The organism is Agromyces sp. CF514, from assembly GCF_900113185.1.
GTDB lineage: Bacteria > Actinomycetota > Actinomycetes > Actinomycetales > Microbacteriaceae > Agromyces.
Genome location: NZ_FOZD01000001.1, coordinates 40,405 through 56,389 on the forward strand (window position 1 = coordinate 40,405; position 15,985 = coordinate 56,389).

13 protein-coding genes are annotated in these 15,985 nt (G+C 71.2%); 7 read left to right on the top strand and 6 right to left on the bottom strand.

The window, feature by feature from the left end:
* The first annotated feature begins 56 nt into the window (after positions 1–56).
* The gene (locus tag BM342_RS00200; protein ID WP_092963416.1) at positions 57–815 is read left to right on the top strand and encodes a sulfite exporter TauE/SafE family protein; all 759 of its coding nucleotides are present in this window, start codon (positions 57–59) and stop codon (positions 813–815) included.
* A 70-nt stretch (positions 816–885) separates the two neighbouring features.
* Here the strand turns inward: BM342_RS00200 and BM342_RS00205 are convergent, their stop codons facing one another.
* Positions 886–2,469 (bottom strand): MFS transporter, encoded by a 1,584-nt coding sequence (locus BM342_RS00205; RefSeq protein ID WP_092963418.1) that lies wholly within the window; start codon positions 2,467–2,469, stop codon positions 886–888.
* A gap of 273 nt (positions 2,470–2,742) precedes the next feature.
* On the opposite strand from BM342_RS00205, the gene BM342_RS20050 reads away from it, so the two are divergent.
* Both BM342_RS20050 and BM342_RS00215 read left to right on the top strand, forming a co-directional pair.
* Complete coding sequence (locus tag BM342_RS20050; RefSeq protein WP_255368429.1) at positions 2,743–3,618, top strand: serine protein kinase RIO; 876 nt, start codon at positions 2,743–2,745, stop codon at positions 3,616–3,618.
* A 116-nt stretch (positions 3,619–3,734) separates the two neighbouring features.
* Positions 3,735–4,331: a hypothetical protein gene (locus BM342_RS00215; protein WP_092963422.1), complete on the top strand. Its 597-nt coding sequence runs from the start codon at positions 3,735–3,737 to the stop codon at positions 4,329–4,331.
* Positions 4,332–4,353: 22 nt separating this feature from the next.
* Here the strand turns inward: BM342_RS00215 and BM342_RS00220 are convergent, their stop codons facing one another.
* The 4 genes from BM342_RS00220 to BM342_RS00235 form a co-directional block, all read right to left on the bottom strand.
* Positions 4,354–5,700, bottom strand: a complete 1,347-nt coding sequence (locus BM342_RS00220) for a dipeptidase (protein WP_092963424.1) — start codon at positions 5,698–5,700, stop codon at positions 4,354–4,356.
* The gene (locus BM342_RS00225; protein ID WP_092963426.1) at positions 5,697–6,143 is read right to left on the bottom strand and encodes a hypothetical protein; all 447 of its coding nucleotides are present in this window, start codon (positions 6,141–6,143) and stop codon (positions 5,697–5,699) included. The genes BM342_RS00220 and BM342_RS00225 overlap by 4 nt, the downstream gene beginning before the upstream one ends.
* Positions 6,140–7,633: an APC family permease gene (locus tag BM342_RS00230; protein WP_092963428.1), complete on the bottom strand. Its 1,494-nt coding sequence runs from the start codon at positions 7,631–7,633 to the stop codon at positions 6,140–6,142. The genes BM342_RS00225 and BM342_RS00230 overlap by 4 nt, the downstream gene beginning before the upstream one ends.
* A gap of 227 nt (positions 7,634–7,860) precedes the next feature.
* On the bottom strand, positions 7,861–9,414 hold the full coding sequence (locus BM342_RS00235) for a YncE family protein (RefSeq protein WP_092963430.1): 1,554 nt from the start codon (positions 9,412–9,414) through the stop codon (positions 7,861–7,863).
* Positions 9,415–9,602: 188 nt separating this feature from the next.
* On the opposite strand from BM342_RS00235, the gene BM342_RS00240 reads away from it, so the two are divergent.
* From BM342_RS00240 to BM342_RS00250, 3 genes are all read left to right on the top strand, one after another.
* Complete coding sequence (locus tag BM342_RS00240; protein ID WP_092963432.1) at positions 9,603–11,009, top strand: MFS transporter; 1,407 nt, start codon at positions 9,603–9,605, stop codon at positions 11,007–11,009.
* A 111-nt stretch (positions 11,010–11,120) separates the two neighbouring features.
* On the top strand, positions 11,121–12,005 hold the full coding sequence (locus BM342_RS00245; RefSeq protein ID WP_092963434.1) for an alpha/beta fold hydrolase: 885 nt from the start codon (positions 11,121–11,123) through the stop codon (positions 12,003–12,005).
* The gene (locus BM342_RS00250; protein ID WP_218154870.1) at positions 12,002–13,117 is read left to right on the top strand and encodes a M20 family metallopeptidase; all 1,116 of its coding nucleotides are present in this window, start codon (positions 12,002–12,004) and stop codon (positions 13,115–13,117) included. Before BM342_RS00245 ends, BM342_RS00250 begins: the two co-directional genes overlap by 4 nt.
* Before the next feature lie 16 nt (positions 13,118–13,133).
* Here BM342_RS00250 and BM342_RS00255 read toward each other — a convergent pair whose 3' ends face one another.
* Positions 13,134–13,832 carry a TetR/AcrR family transcriptional regulator gene (locus tag BM342_RS00255; RefSeq protein WP_092963438.1) on the bottom strand — a complete coding sequence of 233 codons (699 nt, stop codon included), beginning with the start codon at positions 13,830–13,832 and terminating at the stop codon, positions 13,134–13,136.
* Positions 13,833–14,006: 174 nt separating this feature from the next.
* On the opposite strand from BM342_RS00255, the gene BM342_RS00260 reads away from it, so the two are divergent.
* Positions 14,007–15,881, top strand: a complete 1,875-nt coding sequence (locus BM342_RS00260) for a S9 family peptidase (protein WP_092963440.1) — start codon at positions 14,007–14,009, stop codon at positions 15,879–15,881.
* The last annotated feature ends 104 nt before the right edge of the window (positions 15,882–15,985 follow it).

Consider the following 15,985-nt stretch of genomic DNA (forward strand, 5'->3'; position numbering starts at 1 on the left):
GGCACCTCCCGCGCCTGATTGAATCGACGGATGCCGACGACCGAGCCCAGCACGCGATGAACCCACTGGAGTTCCTGCTGCTCGTGGCCGGCGGCGCGGTGGCCGGCTCGATCAACGCGGTCGTAGGATCGGGCTCGCTCGTGACGTTCCCGCTGCTGATCGCGTTCGGGTACCCGCCCGTGCTGGCGAACGTCACGAACAACGTCGGCGTGCTGCCCGCGTCGCTCGCGGCGACGCACGCGAACCGGCACGAGTTCGCCGGCGAATGGCGGAGGCTGGGCTCCCTCCTGTGCTTCTCGGCCGCGGGGGGCGTCACGGGCGCGCTGCTGCTGCTGCGCCTGCCGAGCGAGGCCTTCGACGCGATCGTGCCCGCGCTGATCGCACTCGCGCTGCTGCTCGTCGTGTCCGGGCCGTGGATCAAGCGTTGGACCACCCGCCTGCACGGAGAGGCCGGACACCGCGACCACCCGGGCGCGACCGCGGCCGTCGCCGGGCTCACGGCGATCTACGGCGGCTACTTCGGAGCCGCGCAGGGCGTGCTGCTGCTCGCGCTCCTCTCGATCACGATGGCGGGATCGCTCGCGAGGGCGAACGCCTACAAGAACGCCATGGCGGGCGTCGCGAACCTCGCCGCCGCGATCGTGTTCGTCGTGACGACCGACGTCGCCTGGCCGGCCGCGGCGGCCATCGCGATCGGATCGTTCGTCGGCGGCTCGCTCGGCGCGCGCTACGGGCGCCGGATCCCGCAGACCGCGTACCGCGTCGTGATCGTGACGGTCGGCCTCGCGGCGCTCGCGTACTTCGTGCTCACCTGATCCGCCCGGTCGAGCCGCCCGGTCGAGCCGGGCAGTCGAGCCGGGCAGCCGGGCCACTCGGTCGAGCCGTTCAGCCGAGCATCGACCCCTCGGCCGACGAGTTCGGCGCGGGATCGGGGAGCCGCCGCATCCGGAACCCGTTCAGGATGCCGAGCACTCCCGCGAGGATCGGCACGAGCAGCGCGACCTGCAGGGCGATGAACCGGGAGTCCGTGTTGATGCGCAGGACCTCCTCCTGCACCGCGGGCGTCTCGTCGGCGAGGAGCTGCTCGAGGCCCGTGTTGGTCATGATCTCGGCGTCCTCCTCGAGCACCGTGGCGACCTGCTCCTGCTGGTCAGTGCTCAGCACGGTGCTCGCCGAGGCGCTCGCGGTGAAGGTGAACGCGAGCGTCGCGAGCATGATCGCGCCCGCGAACGCGAGGCCGAACGACAGGCCGAACGAGCCCGCCGCCGAGTTCACGCCGGCCGCCTCGCTCACCCGCTCGTCGGAGATCGGCGAGAGCGTGTAGTTGTTCAACTGCGAGACGAGCAGGCCGAGACCGCAGCCGGCGATGATGAGCGGCACGGCGAGATACCAGCCGCTGTCGGCGATCGGCACGATCGGCACGATCACGGCGACGCCGACCACGACCAGCACGAACCCCCAGAGGATGATGTTCGCCGGTCGCTGCTTGAGCCCGCGGCCGGCGAGCAGCGCCACGACGAACATGCTGAGCGACAACGGCGCGATCGAGAGGCCGGCCTGCAGGGCGTTGTACTCGAAGACCATCTGCAGGTAGATCGGCAGCACGATCATGGTGCCGCCGAGCGCGATCTGCTGCAGCAGCTGGCCGCTCGCCCCGGTGCGGAACGGCTTCGAATCGAACAGCGTCGGGTCGAGCAGCGTCGGCTTGCCGCGCCGCTTGCGACTGCGCAGCCAGAACACGAGCGAACCGAGCCCGAGCAGGCCGATGCCGATCAGCAGGCCGACGTAGCCGCCGCCCTCCTGCCAGACGAGGATGCCGGTCACGACGCCGCCCATGCCGACGATCGACAGCACCGCGCCGACGAGGTCGATCGACCGCTCACCGTGGTACGGCACGTCCTTCACGAGCCCGATGCCGATGAGCACGACGGCGATGATCACCGCCTCGAGCGCGAACCCGACCCGCCACGAGAGAAAGGTGGTGATGAACCCGCCGAGCAGCGGCCCGACGGCCGCAGCGATCGCCGCGGACGCCCCGACGAGCGCGTACACGCGCTTCTGGTGCGCGCCCTCGAAGTTGCCGTGGATGAGCGACTGCATCGCCGGCAGCAGCAGCGAGGCGCCGATGCCGCCGATGATCGCCCAGAAGACGATGATCGCCGTGAGGTCCTGCGCGAAGACCATCGCGATCGCGCCGGTCGCGTACGCGAGCAGGCCGAGGACGTACGCCAGCTTGCGACCGATGAGATCGCCGGTCTTGCCGCCGATGAGGATGAATGCCGCCGACACGAGCGCCTCGAGCGCGATCGCCCCCTGCACCCCGCTCACCGTGGTGTCGAGGTCGTGGACGACCGCGGAGATCGACACGTTCATCAGCGACGTGTCGACGACGAGCACGAACATCGCCATCGCCAGGAGCAACGCGAGGCGGAAGTTGAACGGCGCCGCCGCGCCCGGTCCCCCACTCATATCCGCATGCAACCACACCGGCCGCCCGGAGTGGAAGAGGATCGCTCATGTTCGTCCGCGTGCCGGGTGCTGGACAGTCGGCGCCGCAGCGCGTATCGTTTCGCGAGCCGCTGTCCGCGGCATCCGCCTCGCCGAGTGAAAGGAGCGAGTCATGACCGACGCCTTCGTCGCGCGTTTCGCAGACCCCCTTTCCCGCGAGGCCTCCAGCCTGTAGTCGAACCAGTCGTTCGGCCGGGCGCACCCGGTGGCCTCCATCTCATTCGGAGCATCACCGTGACCTTCCTCTCGTCTCTCGACGACACCGCCGCACCTTCGATCGCGGCATCCTCACCGTCCACCCTCGCCTTCCAGACCGCTGAGCCCGGCGAGGGCCAACGCTGGTCCACCTGGCCGGCGACCACCCCCAGCGAGCGCGGCCCCATGCCGCGACCCGACTGGCTCGTCACCTCGGCTGCGGCGATCGACACCGAACTCGGCGTCGTGAAGACCGGCAAGGAGGGCGACGTGTTCCTCATCGAGCGGGCGATCCCGGATGCCGCGGCCGACGTGCCGGGCAACTCCGTCGTGCTCGCGGCGAAGCGCTACCGCTCGAGCGAGCACTCCGACTTCCATCGTTCGAGCATCTATACCGAGGGCCGCGGCCTCAGGCGCACGCGCGACGTGCGCGCCGTGGCTAAGGGCACCTCGTTCGGTCGCGCCGTCGCCCGCGTGCAGTGGGCGAACGCCGAGTTCGAGGCGCTGTGCCGCCTCACCGAGCTCGGCGCGGCCGTGCCGTACCCCGTGCAGGTCGGCGAGACCGAGGTGCTCATGGAGTTCATCGGCGACGGCCGCGTCGCCGCGCCCCGCCTCGCCCAGGTCCGGGCCGCGCCCGACGAGCTCCGCGACCTGTTCCACCAGGTCGTCGAGTTCATGCACGTGCTCGCCTCGAACGGGCTCGCCCACGGCGACCTCTCGCCGTACAACCTGCTCGTGCACCACGGCCGCGTCGTCGCGATCGACCTGCCCCAGGTGGTCGACCTCGTCTCGAACCCGCAGGGGCTCGACCTGCTGCACCGCGACTGCGTGAACGTCTGCGACTGGTTCACCAGGCAGCGCCTCGAGTGCGACGCCGAGCAGTTGTTCGGCGAGCTGGTCGCGGTGATCTGGTGAGGGGTGCGGGTCGCGGAAGCCGCAGGCGGATGTCGCGAACCCCGGGTCGCACGACCGGTCGGAGTCAGGGTCAGCCCTCTGGTCGAGTGCCGGTGGCGGCCAATACACTGCGGCGCATGAGACTCTCACGCGACGGCCTCCGGCCTGCGGCCGCGGCCGCTTCGACCCTCGGATTGCTCGCGCTCGGCGCCGCGCTGCTCACCGGCTGCAGCGCCGGCGCGCCCGCACCGGCCGGCCCCGCGACGTCCGAACCGCCTGCGGTCTCCGCGTCGCCGTCGGATTCCGTCGCGGAGCCGGCGACCGGCACCGGCACCGAGGCAGCCGCGGCGACGTGCGAGTCCGTGCTCTCGGCCGACGCGAACGCGCAGCTGGCCGCCGACGGGCTCGACCAGGTCGACGTCGGGCAGTCGACGTTCTACGCGATCGCCGACGACCTCATCGCTGCCGGGGGTCTCGCGTGCAAGTGGGGACGCCCGTCGTCCGACGTCGCGTTCACGGTCGTGCAGCTCGCGGGCCTCGACGTTCCGGCATCCGAATGGCCCGCGGCACTCGCCGAGGCCGGCTATACGCTCACCGATGATCCCGTGCCCGGCACCTACACCGGGCCCGCCGATCCCGGCACGGGCGTTCCCTCGGTCGTGGTCGTGGGGGCCGACCGCCTCACCTTCGTGAGCGTTCCGCTGCACGCCGTCGACCTGGCCGAGGCGAGCTGATCGGCGCCCGCCGCCGTCAGCCCTACGCCGCGCCGTAGCCGCGCAGGAACAGCGCGAGGCTCAAGGCGAGATGCTCGATCTCCGAGGGGTCGACGCTCTCGTTCGGCGCATGGATGAGCGCGAGCGGCTCCTCGACCCCGAGCAGCACGATCTCGGCGTCCGGATAGGTGTCGGCGAAGACGTTGCACAGCGGGATCGACCCTCCCTGGCCGAGCGTCGTCATGGGCACGCCGTACGCCTCGTGCATCGCTTCGCCGAGCGCACGGAACCCGGGTCCGTCGACCGACGCCTCGAACGGCTCCCCCACGGCCTCGGTCGCCACGTCGACGTGCACGCCCCAGGGCGCGTCGGCACGAAGCTGCGCCGCGAGGGCGTCGTGCGCGACCTGCGCATCGGTTCCGGGCGGCACGCGCAGGTTGAGCCGTGCGGCGGCCTTCGGCACGATCGCGGCGGTCGAACCGGTCACGGGCGGGCAGTCGATGCCGAGCACGGTCAGCGCGGGCCTGGCCCACAGCATGTCCGAGACCGTGCCGTCGCCGAGCAGCGCGACGCCCTCGAGCACGCCCGCATCCGTGCGGAACTGCTCGGGGGGATACGGCTCGCCGTGCCAGGCACGGGTGGCGTCGAGGCCTTCGATCGTCGTGTTGCCCTCGCTGTCACGCAGGCCCGCGAGCATCTCGATGAGGGCCGCGAGCGCGTCGGGGGCGGCGCCGCCGAACATGCCGGAGTGCACCTCGGACGCGAGCGCCTCGACCGTGACCACGACGTTCGCCATGCCCCTCAGGCTCACGGTCGCCGCCGGGCGCCCGACCGCCGCATTGCCGGTGTCGCACACCAGGATCACGTCGGCCCGCAGCACGTCGGGGTTCGCGGCCGCATACGCCTCGAGTCCGCCCGTTCCCTGCTCCTCGGATCCCTCGACGACGACCTTCAGGTTCACCGGGATGTCGTCGCCGAGCGCCCGCAGGGCGAGCAGGTGCGTCACGATGTTGCCCTTGCAGTCCGCTGCGCCCCGCCCGTGCCAGCGGCCATCGACCTCGGTGAGCTCGAACGGCGGCGTGCTCCAGGCGGACTCGTCGAGCGGCGGCTGCACGTCGTAGTGCGAGTAGAGCAGCACCGTCGGGGCATCCGGAACCGTCGTCGCCCTCGACCCGACGACCGCGTGGCTGCCGTCGGGCGTGAGCTCGAGCCTGGCGTCGGCGAACCCGAGCTCGGCGAACCGGCCGCGCACCCACTCGGCCGCCCTCGCGCACTCCTCGGGCGGGAACTGGCGCGGGTCGGCGACGGATCGGATCGCCACGAGTTCGGCCAGCTCGGGGCGGACCCCGTCCATCAGGTCGTGGACGCGCGACCGGAGGTCGTCGCTCATCCGTTCGCCGAATCGGTCGTCTGCAGGTCGTCGACGAACTGCTGGAAGTCCTCGAGCTCGTCCGGGCAGTACACCTGGATGATCGCCAACTGGCCCTTCAGCACGTCGTTGTCGACGATCACCGGTCGCTCACCCGGCGCGCCGGGGTTCGTCGTCAGCATGCCGTACAGCGTCGCTCGGCTCAGCGCCTCGTTCGGCGCAGCGCACACCGCGCCGCCGTCATCGCCGAGCACCCGGGCGATGACCGCGGTCGCAGGCGGCGACGCGCCGGCGTCCTCGAGCACCTGGGAGAGCTCGGCCGCCTTCTCGTCGGCCTGCTTGGTCTCGCGCGCCTGGCCGAAGGCGATCACCGCCCACACGCCCAGCAGCACGAGCACGATGACGACGACCACGTAGAGCGTCGAGCGGTGCCGCGGCTCCGACTGCTCGAGTTCGGTGCTCATCTCGTCGCCTCCTCGGAATCGGCGGAGCCGTCGGCCCCGTCTGCGCCATCGGCGTCACCGGCGTCACCGGATCCGTCGCCCGAATCGGCCGCCTTCCACGACGGCTTGCGGAACCGGTAGAAGAGGAACGGCACGAGCAGGCCGAGACCCAGGGCGCCGCCGCCGACGATCAGGAAGTACACCCACGGGTCGCCGCCGCCGAACTGCGACGGAGGAACGAATCCGACGAGCAGGGCTGCGAGCGACGCGGCGAACCCGACACCGCACAGGAGCACGAGCATGGGAGCCCGGAACCCACGTGGATGGTCGGGGTGGTTCCGTCGCAGGCGCACCGCGGCGACGAACATGAGCAGGTACATGATGAGGTACACCTGCGTCGTGATCACCGAGAAGATCCAGTACGCGCTCGACACGTTCGGAATGAGCGCGTAGCCGAGGGCGATGACGGTCGTGATGACCCCCTGGGTCACCAGGAGGTTCTGCTGCACGCCGTGCTTGTTGAGCTTCTGCAGGAACGGCGGCAGGTAGCCCTCCTGCCGCGAGATGAGCAGCAGGCCCTTCGACGGCCCCGCGAGCCAGGTCAGCATGCCTGCCAGCGACGCCGACACGAGCGCGATGCCGATGATCGGCGTCAGCCACTGCGAGTCGAAGACCGCGAGCACCGCGTCGAACGCCTGCATGACACCGGCCGTGAGCGAGAGTTGGTCGGCCGGCACGATCCAGCTGATGGCGAGCGCCGGGAGGATGAAGATCAGCAGCACGAGACCCGACGCCAGGAAGATCGCCCTCGGGAACTCCTTGGCGGGCCTGCGCAGCGACGACACGTGCACCGCGTTCATCTCCATGCCGCTGTACGAGAGGAAGTTGTTCACGATGAGCACGAGGCTCGCGAGCCCCGCCCACTGCGGCAGCAGGTTCTCTGCCGTCATGGGGGCGGCCGACGGGTTGCCCTGCCCGAGGAACGCCGCGCCCAGCACGATCAGCAGCGCGCCGGGGATCAGCGTGCCGATGATGAGCCCCGCGCTCGCGAGGCCGGCGACGCCCTTGGTGCCGCGGGACGAGATGAACACGCCCGACCAGTAGCAGACCACGATCACGAGCGCCGTCCAGACGCCGTTGCTGGCGAGCGCCGGGTTGATCACGTAGGCGAGCGTCGACGCCACGAACCCGAGCAGCGTCGGATAGTAGAAGATCGTCATCGCGAACTGGCACCAGACGGCCAGGAACCCCATCGGCTTCGAGATGCCGGTGGCCACCCAGTTGTAGACGCCGCCCTTCCACCCCGACGCCAGCTCGGCCGAGACGAGCGAGGTCGGCAGCAGGAAGATGAGCGCCGGCACGAGGTAGAGGAACACGCACGCGAGTCCGTAGACCGCCATCGTCGGCGCGGGCCGCAGGCTCGCGACCGAGGCCGTCGTCATGAGCGCGAGCGCGACCCACGAGATGTAGGCGGTGCGCGGCGCCTTGGTCGCGACGGCATCCGCGCTCATCGCACCCACCGCCCCGCGAGCGAGGAGCGAACCTGCGCCCCGAGACCTGACCAGACCAGATGCTTCAACGCAACCACCCCCGGATGGGCGCATCTGCGCTCCCGCGACCGTCGCCCCAGGACGGTCCCACGCATCGCGATGCGAGTATGGGTTCAGAATGCTCTCAGGATCGAGCCCGCGTCAAGACCTCCGCGCGCCCGATACGACGGCCTGGGCCCGTACGGCGTTCAGCTGCGGACGGCGCGACTCCTGCGGGTGCGAGCGGCGATGAGCAGCAGGGCGGCTGCCATCAGGAACGCCGAGCCGATCACCGCTCCGGGCACCGGGTCGACACCCGTCGCGGGCAGGCAGTCCGTGGCTCCCGGCGGGCAGGGCGTCGTGCCCCCCGAGGGGGCCGACGTCGGGGTGGGCGTCGGCGTCGGCGTCGGCGTGACCGTCAACAGCATCGGATCGCCGAGCACGGGGTCGAAGAGCGCGCTGGTGGCGACGAGGCGCACGAGCAGGCCGGAGTTCTCGAGGGTTCCGTCGACCGTGAGCGACTCGCCGGTCTCGCCGGCGATGTCGACCCAGGTGGTGCCGCCATCGACGCTCGACTGCCACCGGATCTGCTGCCAGAAGTCGGCGGCGATGGCCGTGAACGTCGCAGCGGTGCCTTCGTCGACGGTGAGGTCTCCGCTGCCCGTGATCGCGGGCTTCGTGAAGACGAGCAGCTCGTCGGTGCCGCCGCTCGTCGCGTAGAGCCGATCGGCGTCGGTGCCGGTCGCGCTGTACGCGTCGACCGATTCGACGTTCGCGCCGATGTCGACCCGAGCGCCGACCGGCGTGCCGCTCTCGTAGTCGATCGCGACGATGCCGCCGGTGAGGCAGGCGACGTACACCCGGTCGCCATTCGGAGTCGAGTCGAGCAGTCGTGGACCGCAGTCGACCGGATCCGTCACGACGGGGTCGGCGGAGCCCGGAGTGAACGCGGAGATCGACGTGGGCGTGCCGGAGTTCGAGCTCAGCACCCGGTCGACGTTCTCGACGTACGCGGTGTCCCACGGCAGGTCGCCCGTCGGGGTGAGCGTGCCGAGCGAGAGCGAGCCGTCGCCGGCGACGTCGACCGCCTGCACGCCGCCGGCCGGCGCGGCCGCGAACGACGTGAAGTACGCCTGGGTGTCGTCGGTGCGCACCGAGACGCCGCGGGAGCCGTTCGGCACGGAGATGGTGCGAGGAGCGGCCGTCGGATCGGCGGTCGAGAACTGGTACTGCGGATTGAAGAGGGTCGCGGCGTAGATGTACGTGCCCGACGTGTCGGCCTCGAGGTCGACGAAGCCGCCGCCGGCGGTGATCACGGTAGGCGTCGGGGTGCCGCCCGCCTCGAGATCCGCGGCCGGGTAGACGAGGATCTGGCCCGGGTTGTAGAACGCGACCCACACCTGCGAGCCGTCGGGCGAGACCTGCACCGAGGTCGGGTTGAAGTCGGCGCCGGGTCCGAAGGTCACGGCACCGACCTGCGCGAAGCTCGTCGTGTCGTAGACCCGCAGGTCGGCGACGCCGCCGTCGCCGCGCGAGATGACGAACACGTGGGCGCCGTCGGGCGTGGCGTCGACGTCGATCGGGTACCGCCCGGAGGGAACGGCCACGTAGGTCATCTCGGGATCGGCGGATGCCGCGGGCGACGCGACGAGTGCGGTCGCCGATGCGGCGAGCAGCGCCAAGGCGACCGCGGCGACCGCCGAGACCCGGCGGCGGCGGCGCCGAGCGCCTCGGGCGAGCGGGCCTCCGTCGTTGGCGAACATTCATCGAGTCTCGCATCCGACGCGCCGGTGCGCCAGACCTTCGGCATCGACGCACCGGACGGCGCGCGGGTAGTGTTCGTGCAGATCGCCGACGATCAGACGCCTGCCCAGCCGGCGGCACCGGTCGACGGGCGCCGCCCTGCGGCATCCGTCACCGGCCGTTCACCCGACCGAATGAGACTGCTCGCATGACCACTCCCCCCGAGCCCCCCGCAGACGCACCGCGCAACTTCCCGCCGACGCACCTCACTCCAGCCGACGGGGCGGCGGCCACCATCGGCGTGACGACCGAGCAGGTCGAGGCCGTGACGGATGCCGGTGCGCGGAAGGGACGCATCCTCGCGTGGGGCCTGTGGGACTGGGGATCGGCCGCGTTCAACGCGGTCGTGACGACCTTCGTGTTCACCGTGTACCTGACGAGCGAGTCGTTCGGGCCGAGCGGCACCGTCGAGGCGCAGCTCGGATGGGCGCTGGCGATCGCCGGGCTGCTGATCGCCCTGCTGGCGCCCATCACCGGCCAGCGATCCGACACGAGCGGGCGACGCAAGCTCTGGCTCGCCGTGAACACCTACATCGTCGTGGCCATCACCCTCGCGATGTTCTTCGTGCTGCCCGCGCCCGAGTACCTCATGCTGGGCCTCTTCCTCGTCGCGGCGGGCAACGTGTTCTTCGAGTTCGCGGGCGTCAACTACAACGCCATGCTGGTGCAGGTCTCGACGCCGCGCTCGATCGGCAAGGTCTCGGGCTTCGGCTGGGGCATGGGCTACGTCGGCGGCATCGTGCTGCTGCTCATCGTGTACTTCGGCTTCATCCAGCCCGAGGTCGGGCTGTTCGGAGTGACCGGCGACAACGGCCTCGACGTGCGCGTGACCATGCTCGTCTCAGCGATCTGGTTCGGCCTGTTCGCGCTGCCCGTGCTGCTCGCGGTGCCCGAGTACCGCAATCCCGCTGCCGTCGACCGCGGCAAGGTGGGGTTCTTCGCCTCGTATGCGCGCCTCGGCCGCGACGTGCAGCGGCTCTGGAAGGAGCAGCGCAACACGGTCTGGTTCCTGCTCGCCAGCGCGGTGTTCCGCGACGGCCTCGCGGGCGTCTTCACCTTCGGCGGCGTGCTCGCAGCCTCGGTCTTCGGGTTCTCGGCCGGCGAGGTCATCATCTTCGCGATCGCCGCCAACGTCGTCGCGGGCATCTCGACGATCGCCGTCGGCGCACTCGACGACCGGTTGGGCGCGAAACCGGTCATCATGACGGCGCTCATCGGTCTCGTGATCAGCGGCCTGCTCATCTTCGTGCTGCACGACGGGGGCCAGATCGTGTTCTGGACGGCGGGCCTCGCGCTCTGCCTCTTCGTCGGCCCGGCGCAGTCGGCGAGCCGCACGTTCCTCGCGCGTCTCATCCCGGCCGGGCGCGAGGGCGAGGTGTTCGGCCTCTACGCGACGACCGGTCGCGCGGTGAGCTTCCTGGCTCCGACCGCATTCGCCCTCTTCGTCACGATCGGCGGGGCGCCCTACTTCGGCATCCTCGGCATCGTGCTCGTGATCGCGCTGGGGCTCGCGCTGCTCATCCCGGTGAAGGCGACGAAGGCGCCCGCCGCCTAGGAACTCGGACTCCCCGGGCCGGCATCCCACCGGCCCCCGGCCTGTCGCGCGACGCAAGTCATTGCTATAGTCAACACAATTGACTTGCGATGTTGCTAGAGAGGCGGCGCCGTGCGAACCACCGATCCGGGGTCACCGATCACCGTCGACGTCGGCGATGTGCGGATCGCCGCCGACGTCTCCGGAACCGGCACCCCCGTGCTGCTCCTGCACGGGTACCCCGAGACGAGGGCGATGTGGCGCGAGGTCGCGGCCGAGCTCGCGACGCGCCACACCGTCGTCGCCGCCGACCTGCGCGGCTACGGCGACTCGACGAAGCCGGCCGGTGACCGCTACTCCAAGCGCGAGATGGCCGCCGACCAGGTCGGGCTCATGCGCGCGCTCGGGCACGACCGGTTCGCGGTCGTCGGCCACGACCGCGGCGGTCGGGTCGGCCACCGGCTCGCCCTCGACCACCCCGAGGCCGTGGCCGCGCTCGCGGTGCTCGACATCGTGCCCACGCTGCACATGTTCGAGCACGTCGACCGCGACATGGCGACGAGCTACTTCCACTGGTTCTTCCTCGCACGCGACGACGGACTGCCGGAGCGACTCATCTCCGCAGCCCCGCGCGAGTGGCTCGAAAGCCGGTTCCGCGGCCGCGCCGTGCGCGAGGGCGCGATCTCGGCCGAGGCATTCGCCGAATACCTCCGATGCTTCGACGAGGACACCGTCCGGGCGAGCTGCGCCGACTACCGCGCCGCTGCGACCGTCGACCTCGAGCACGATCGCGACGATCGCGACGCCGGCGTGCGGGTCGCCGCACCGCTCCTCGCGCTCTGGGGCGCGCACAGCTACGTCGGGCGCTCGTTCGACGTCGTCGAGGTCTGGCGCGACTTCGCCGACGCGGCATCCGGAGCCCCGATCGACGCCGACCACTACCTCGCGGAGGAGGCGCCCGCCGAGACGGCCACCGCACTCTCCGCCTTCCTCGACGACGGGACCGTGCAATGGTGACCACGACGTTCGACCGCGACCGCGTGATCAGCCGGCTCGACGCGCTCGTGTCGACCGAGACGCCGACGGGCGATCGCGACGGCATGGCCGAGGCGCACCGCCTCGTGCGGTCGTGGCTCGACCCCCTGCTCGGCGACGGCGAACCCGTGGTGGTCGACGGCGTGACGCACCTGCTCTGGCGCGGCGGCGACGCACCCCGCGTGCTGCTGCTCGGGCACCTCGACACCGTCTGGCCCCTCGGGACCATCCGCGAGCGGCCGTTCACGATCGACGGCGATCGCATCACCGGCCCCGGCACCTTCGACATGAAGGCGGGCGTCGTCATCATGGCCGAGGCGCTCCGCAGCGTCGTCGACACGGGCGACGTCGCCGTGCTCCTCACCAGTGACGAGGAGATCGGATCGCTGACCTCACGCGCACTGCTCGAACGCGAGGCCGCGCGCGCCGGAGCGGTGCTCGTGCTCGAGCCCAGCCTCGACGGCGCCGTGAAGATCGCCAGGCGCGGCGGCAGCATCTACCGCCTCGAGGTGCACGGTCGGGCCGCCCATGCCGGGCTCGAGCCCGAACTCGGGCGCAGCGCGCTGGCCGAGCTCGCCCACCAGGTGCTCGCCCTGCCGAGGCTCGCCGACGACCGGTTGGGCACCACCGTCAGCCCCACGGTCGCGCACGCCGGAACCGTGACGAACGCGATCCCCGACCGGGCCGAGATGCAGATCGACGTGCGCGCGTGGACCATGGGCGAACTCGAGCGCGTGCACGCGGCGTTCTCGTCGCTGCCGACGCACACCCCCGACGTGCGCGTGGACGTGAGCGGGGGCATCAACCGACCGCCGATGGAGGATGCCACGTCGCGCGACCTCCTCGCGCTCGCCCGCGCGGTCGCCGAACGCCTCGGGCACGGGCCCGTCGAGGCGGTCTCGGTCGGCGGCGCCTCGGACGGCAACTTCACGGCGGCCATCGGGGCGGCGACGCTCGACGGCCTCGGCCCGCGCGGCGGCGGCGCCCATGCGATCGACGAGTGGGTCTCACTGGCCTCGATCGAGGAGCGGATCGCCCTCATCACGGGCATCATCGACGGCATCGGCGGGTCGGCCGGCACCGGACCGGCCTGAGCACGCTCGCCGCGCGTCAGGCCCCTTCGGCGGCGTTGCGCGGCGCGCGGCGCTCGATGCTCTCGAGCAGCAGTTCGAGCGCGGTCTCCCACGCGCGGGGGTCGCGGATGCCGGGCAGGTTCTCGCCCACCCACGCGATGTTCGGGTACTCGGCGAGGTCGAGCCGGCGGTAGTCCATCTGCCAGGTCAGCTCGTCGGCGTCGCGGACCTCGTCGGGCAGCGCCTCGAGCGCGGCCTGGATCGAGGTCGCCGATCGGATCAGCTGGCCGAGCGCCCTGGCGTAGAGCGCGGATTCCTCGGGCCCGTACCCGCCGCGACGCAGCGCGCCGATCGAGAACTCCATCGACTTGAAGTCGGTCGGGCGGCGAAGGGCCATCTGCAGCGCGAACTCGGGATAGCGCATGTAGTGGTCGTGGATCAGGTGGGCCTGCGCACGCAGGTCCGCCATCCAGTCGTCGGTCGCGATCATCGCGCCCGCGTACGATCTGGCGCGCAACGTGTCGATGAGCTCGAGGAGCAGTTCGTCCTTGTCGCGGAAGTGGCGGTAGATCGACGTGGGGTGGGCGTCGAGCTCCTCGCCGATGGCCTGGAACGTGAGGCGGTCGAGGCCGTCCCGTTGCACCACGGCCTCGGCAGCCGCCACGATGATCTCCCTGCTCAGCGAGTCCCTCGCACGCCGCGGCCGGCTCTGCTTCACGGTCTTCGTGGTCGCCATCGCGCCTCTCCCCTCGAACCGGTCGCCATCGACGCGCGATGCGGCCGGATTGCACCCACCGTACCCTAAGGGAGCAGCCTCGTAGTCAATGACGATGATCAGCTCCCGGGCCCCCATCCGATCACTAGTCAGTGTTATAGTCAACACGCCTGACCAGTGAAGCGAGGAGCAGTCGTGACGAACGTACGCCACCCGGACAGCCGGCCCGACCACCTGACGGCGCGCTTCGCGACGCCCGTGCTCCTCACCGCCCGCCCGGTGGTCGGCACGAGCGACCTGGCTCTCCTCATCGAGGACCAGCCCGAGGGCTCGCGCGCCAGGCTCTGGCGCGCAGGCGAGGCGCCCGGCGAACTGCTGCCCTTCCCGGTCGGCGTCGGCGCGGTGCTCACGAACGACGGCCGCTGGGTCGTCGACCTCGACGACGACGGGGGGTCGGAGGTCGGCGCCCTCGTCGCGATCGCCGTCGACGGGTCCGAGACGGTGGCGCTCACGCCCGGGCGCGAGCCGTACGTGCTGCGCGGCATCGAGCCGAGCCACGACGGGCGTTCCATCGTCGCCACGGTCGTCGACGAGCAGGGGTTCCACGTGCTGCGGATCCCCGCGGCGCCATGGGGCGAACCGCAGGTCGTCTACTCGTCGCCCGTCGAGGCCTGGTACGGGCAGGTCTCCGCCGACTCCGCGCTCGTGTCCGTCGACACGACCGACCACAATCCCGGCATCCGCCGAGCCCGCGTCACCGTGGTCGACTCGCGCGACGGCTCGACCGTCGGCGTGCTCGACGACCTGCCCGCGGGGCCGGTGCGCGGCGTTCGCTTCGCCGGCATCGCCGGCGACCCGCGTCTGCTCGCCAACACCGAGCGCACCGGCTTCGCGCGGCCCGTGATCTGGGACCCGACGACGAACGAACGCGTCGACTTCGAACTGCCCGAGCTGCGCGGCGAGGTGATCCCGCTCGACTGGCACGCCGAGTCCGGCCGCATCCTCGCGCTCCACGTCGAGGACGGGCTGCACCGCCTGCTCGAGATCGACGAGTCGACCGGCGCGGCGCGCGTCGTCATGGACGGCGCGAGCTTCGCCGACCCCGACGTCGCCGACCTGCATCCGTTCCAGTGGGCGTCGTACTTCGCGCCCGACGGCACGATCCGCGCGGTGCGCTCGCGGTGGCACGAGCCGCGGCACGTCATCGGCATCGATCGCGACGGGGCATCCGAGGTGCTGATCGCACCGGCACCGGTGCCGGAGGGCGTGCCGTTCACCTCCACCATGATCGAGAGCGCAGACGGCACCCGCGTGCAGCTGTGGCTCGGCAGGCCGACCGATCGCGAACCGATCGGCACCGTGCTCGAGGTGCACGGCGGCCCCAACCTCGTCATGGTCGACGCGTACAACCCGTCGGCGCAGGCCTGGATCGAGGCGGGGTTCGCCTACGCCACCCTGAACTACCGGGGCTCGGTCACGTTCGGCCGGGACTTCCGCGAGGGCTTCTGGGGCGTCGGCGGCGATCGCGAGATCGAGGACGTCGACGCCGCGATCGCGTTCCTGCGCAGTCAGGGCCTCGGCGACCCGGCGACCACCTTCATCACCGGCGCCTCCTACGGCGGGCACCTCACCCTGCTCAGCGTCGGCCGGCTGCCCGACCGCTTCCGCGGCGGCCTCGCGCACGTCGCCGTGGCCGACTGGTCCGCCGCGATCGCGGCGATGAACCCCGCGGTGCGCAGCGTGTGGAGCAGCTGGGTGCCGCCCGAGATGGTCGAGCACTTCTCGGCCGTCAGCTACCTCGACGACGTCACGGCCTCGGTGTGGATCAACCAGGGGTCGGTCGACACGCGGACCCCGATCATCGGCGTGCAGAGCTACGTCGATCGCCTCGGCGCACGCGGCGGCGACGTCGTGCTCGACATCTTCACGGGCGGCCACGAGCCGACCGGGCTCGCCATGCTCGAGCACGACCAGCGCAGGATGACCGACCTCGCCCTGCGCGCGATCGCGGGGCGGCGATGGTCGGAGGATGCCGCAGCGGGCCCGTCCGAGGCATCCGTCGCCCACTGACCATCGCGTCGGAGAACCGATAATCAATCGCATTGACTATAACGCTTGCTAAACCCTCGGAGCGGGCCTATAGTCAAACCACTCAGCAGGTTGCACCGTACGTC

Bases quoted from the DNA above. Each gene is read 5' to 3' on its own strand.
- BM342_RS00215 (WP_092963422.1), top strand. From the start codon at position 3,735: ATGAGACTCTCACGCGACGGCCTCCGGCCTGCGGCCGCGGCCGCTTCG.
- BM342_RS00230 (WP_092963428.1), bottom strand. From the start codon at position 7,633: ATGAGCGCGGATGCCGTCGCGACCAAGGCGCCGCGCACCGCCTACATC.
- BM342_RS00200 (WP_092963416.1), top strand. From the start codon at position 57: ATGAACCCACTGGAGTTCCTGCTGCTCGTGGCCGGCGGCGCGGTGGCC.
- BM342_RS00220 (WP_092963424.1), bottom strand. From the start codon at position 5,700: ATGAGCGACGACCTCCGGTCGCGCGTCCACGACCTGATGGACGGGGTC.
- BM342_RS00205 (WP_092963418.1), bottom strand. From the start codon at position 2,469: ATGAGTGGGGGACCGGGCGCGGCGGCGCCGTTCAACTTCCGCCTCGCG.
- BM342_RS00225 (WP_092963426.1), bottom strand. From the start codon at position 6,143: ATGAGCACCGAACTCGAGCAGTCGGAGCCGCGGCACCGCTCGACGCTC.
- BM342_RS00240 (WP_092963432.1), top strand. From the start codon at position 9,603: ATGACCACTCCCCCCGAGCCCCCCGCAGACGCACCGCGCAACTTCCCG.
- BM342_RS00255 (WP_092963438.1), bottom strand. From the start codon at position 13,832: ATGGCGACCACGAAGACCGTGAAGCAGAGCCGGCCGCGGCGTGCGAGG.
- BM342_RS00235 (WP_092963430.1), bottom strand. From the start codon at position 9,414: ATGTTCGCCAACGACGGAGGCCCGCTCGCCCGAGGCGCTCGGCGCCGC.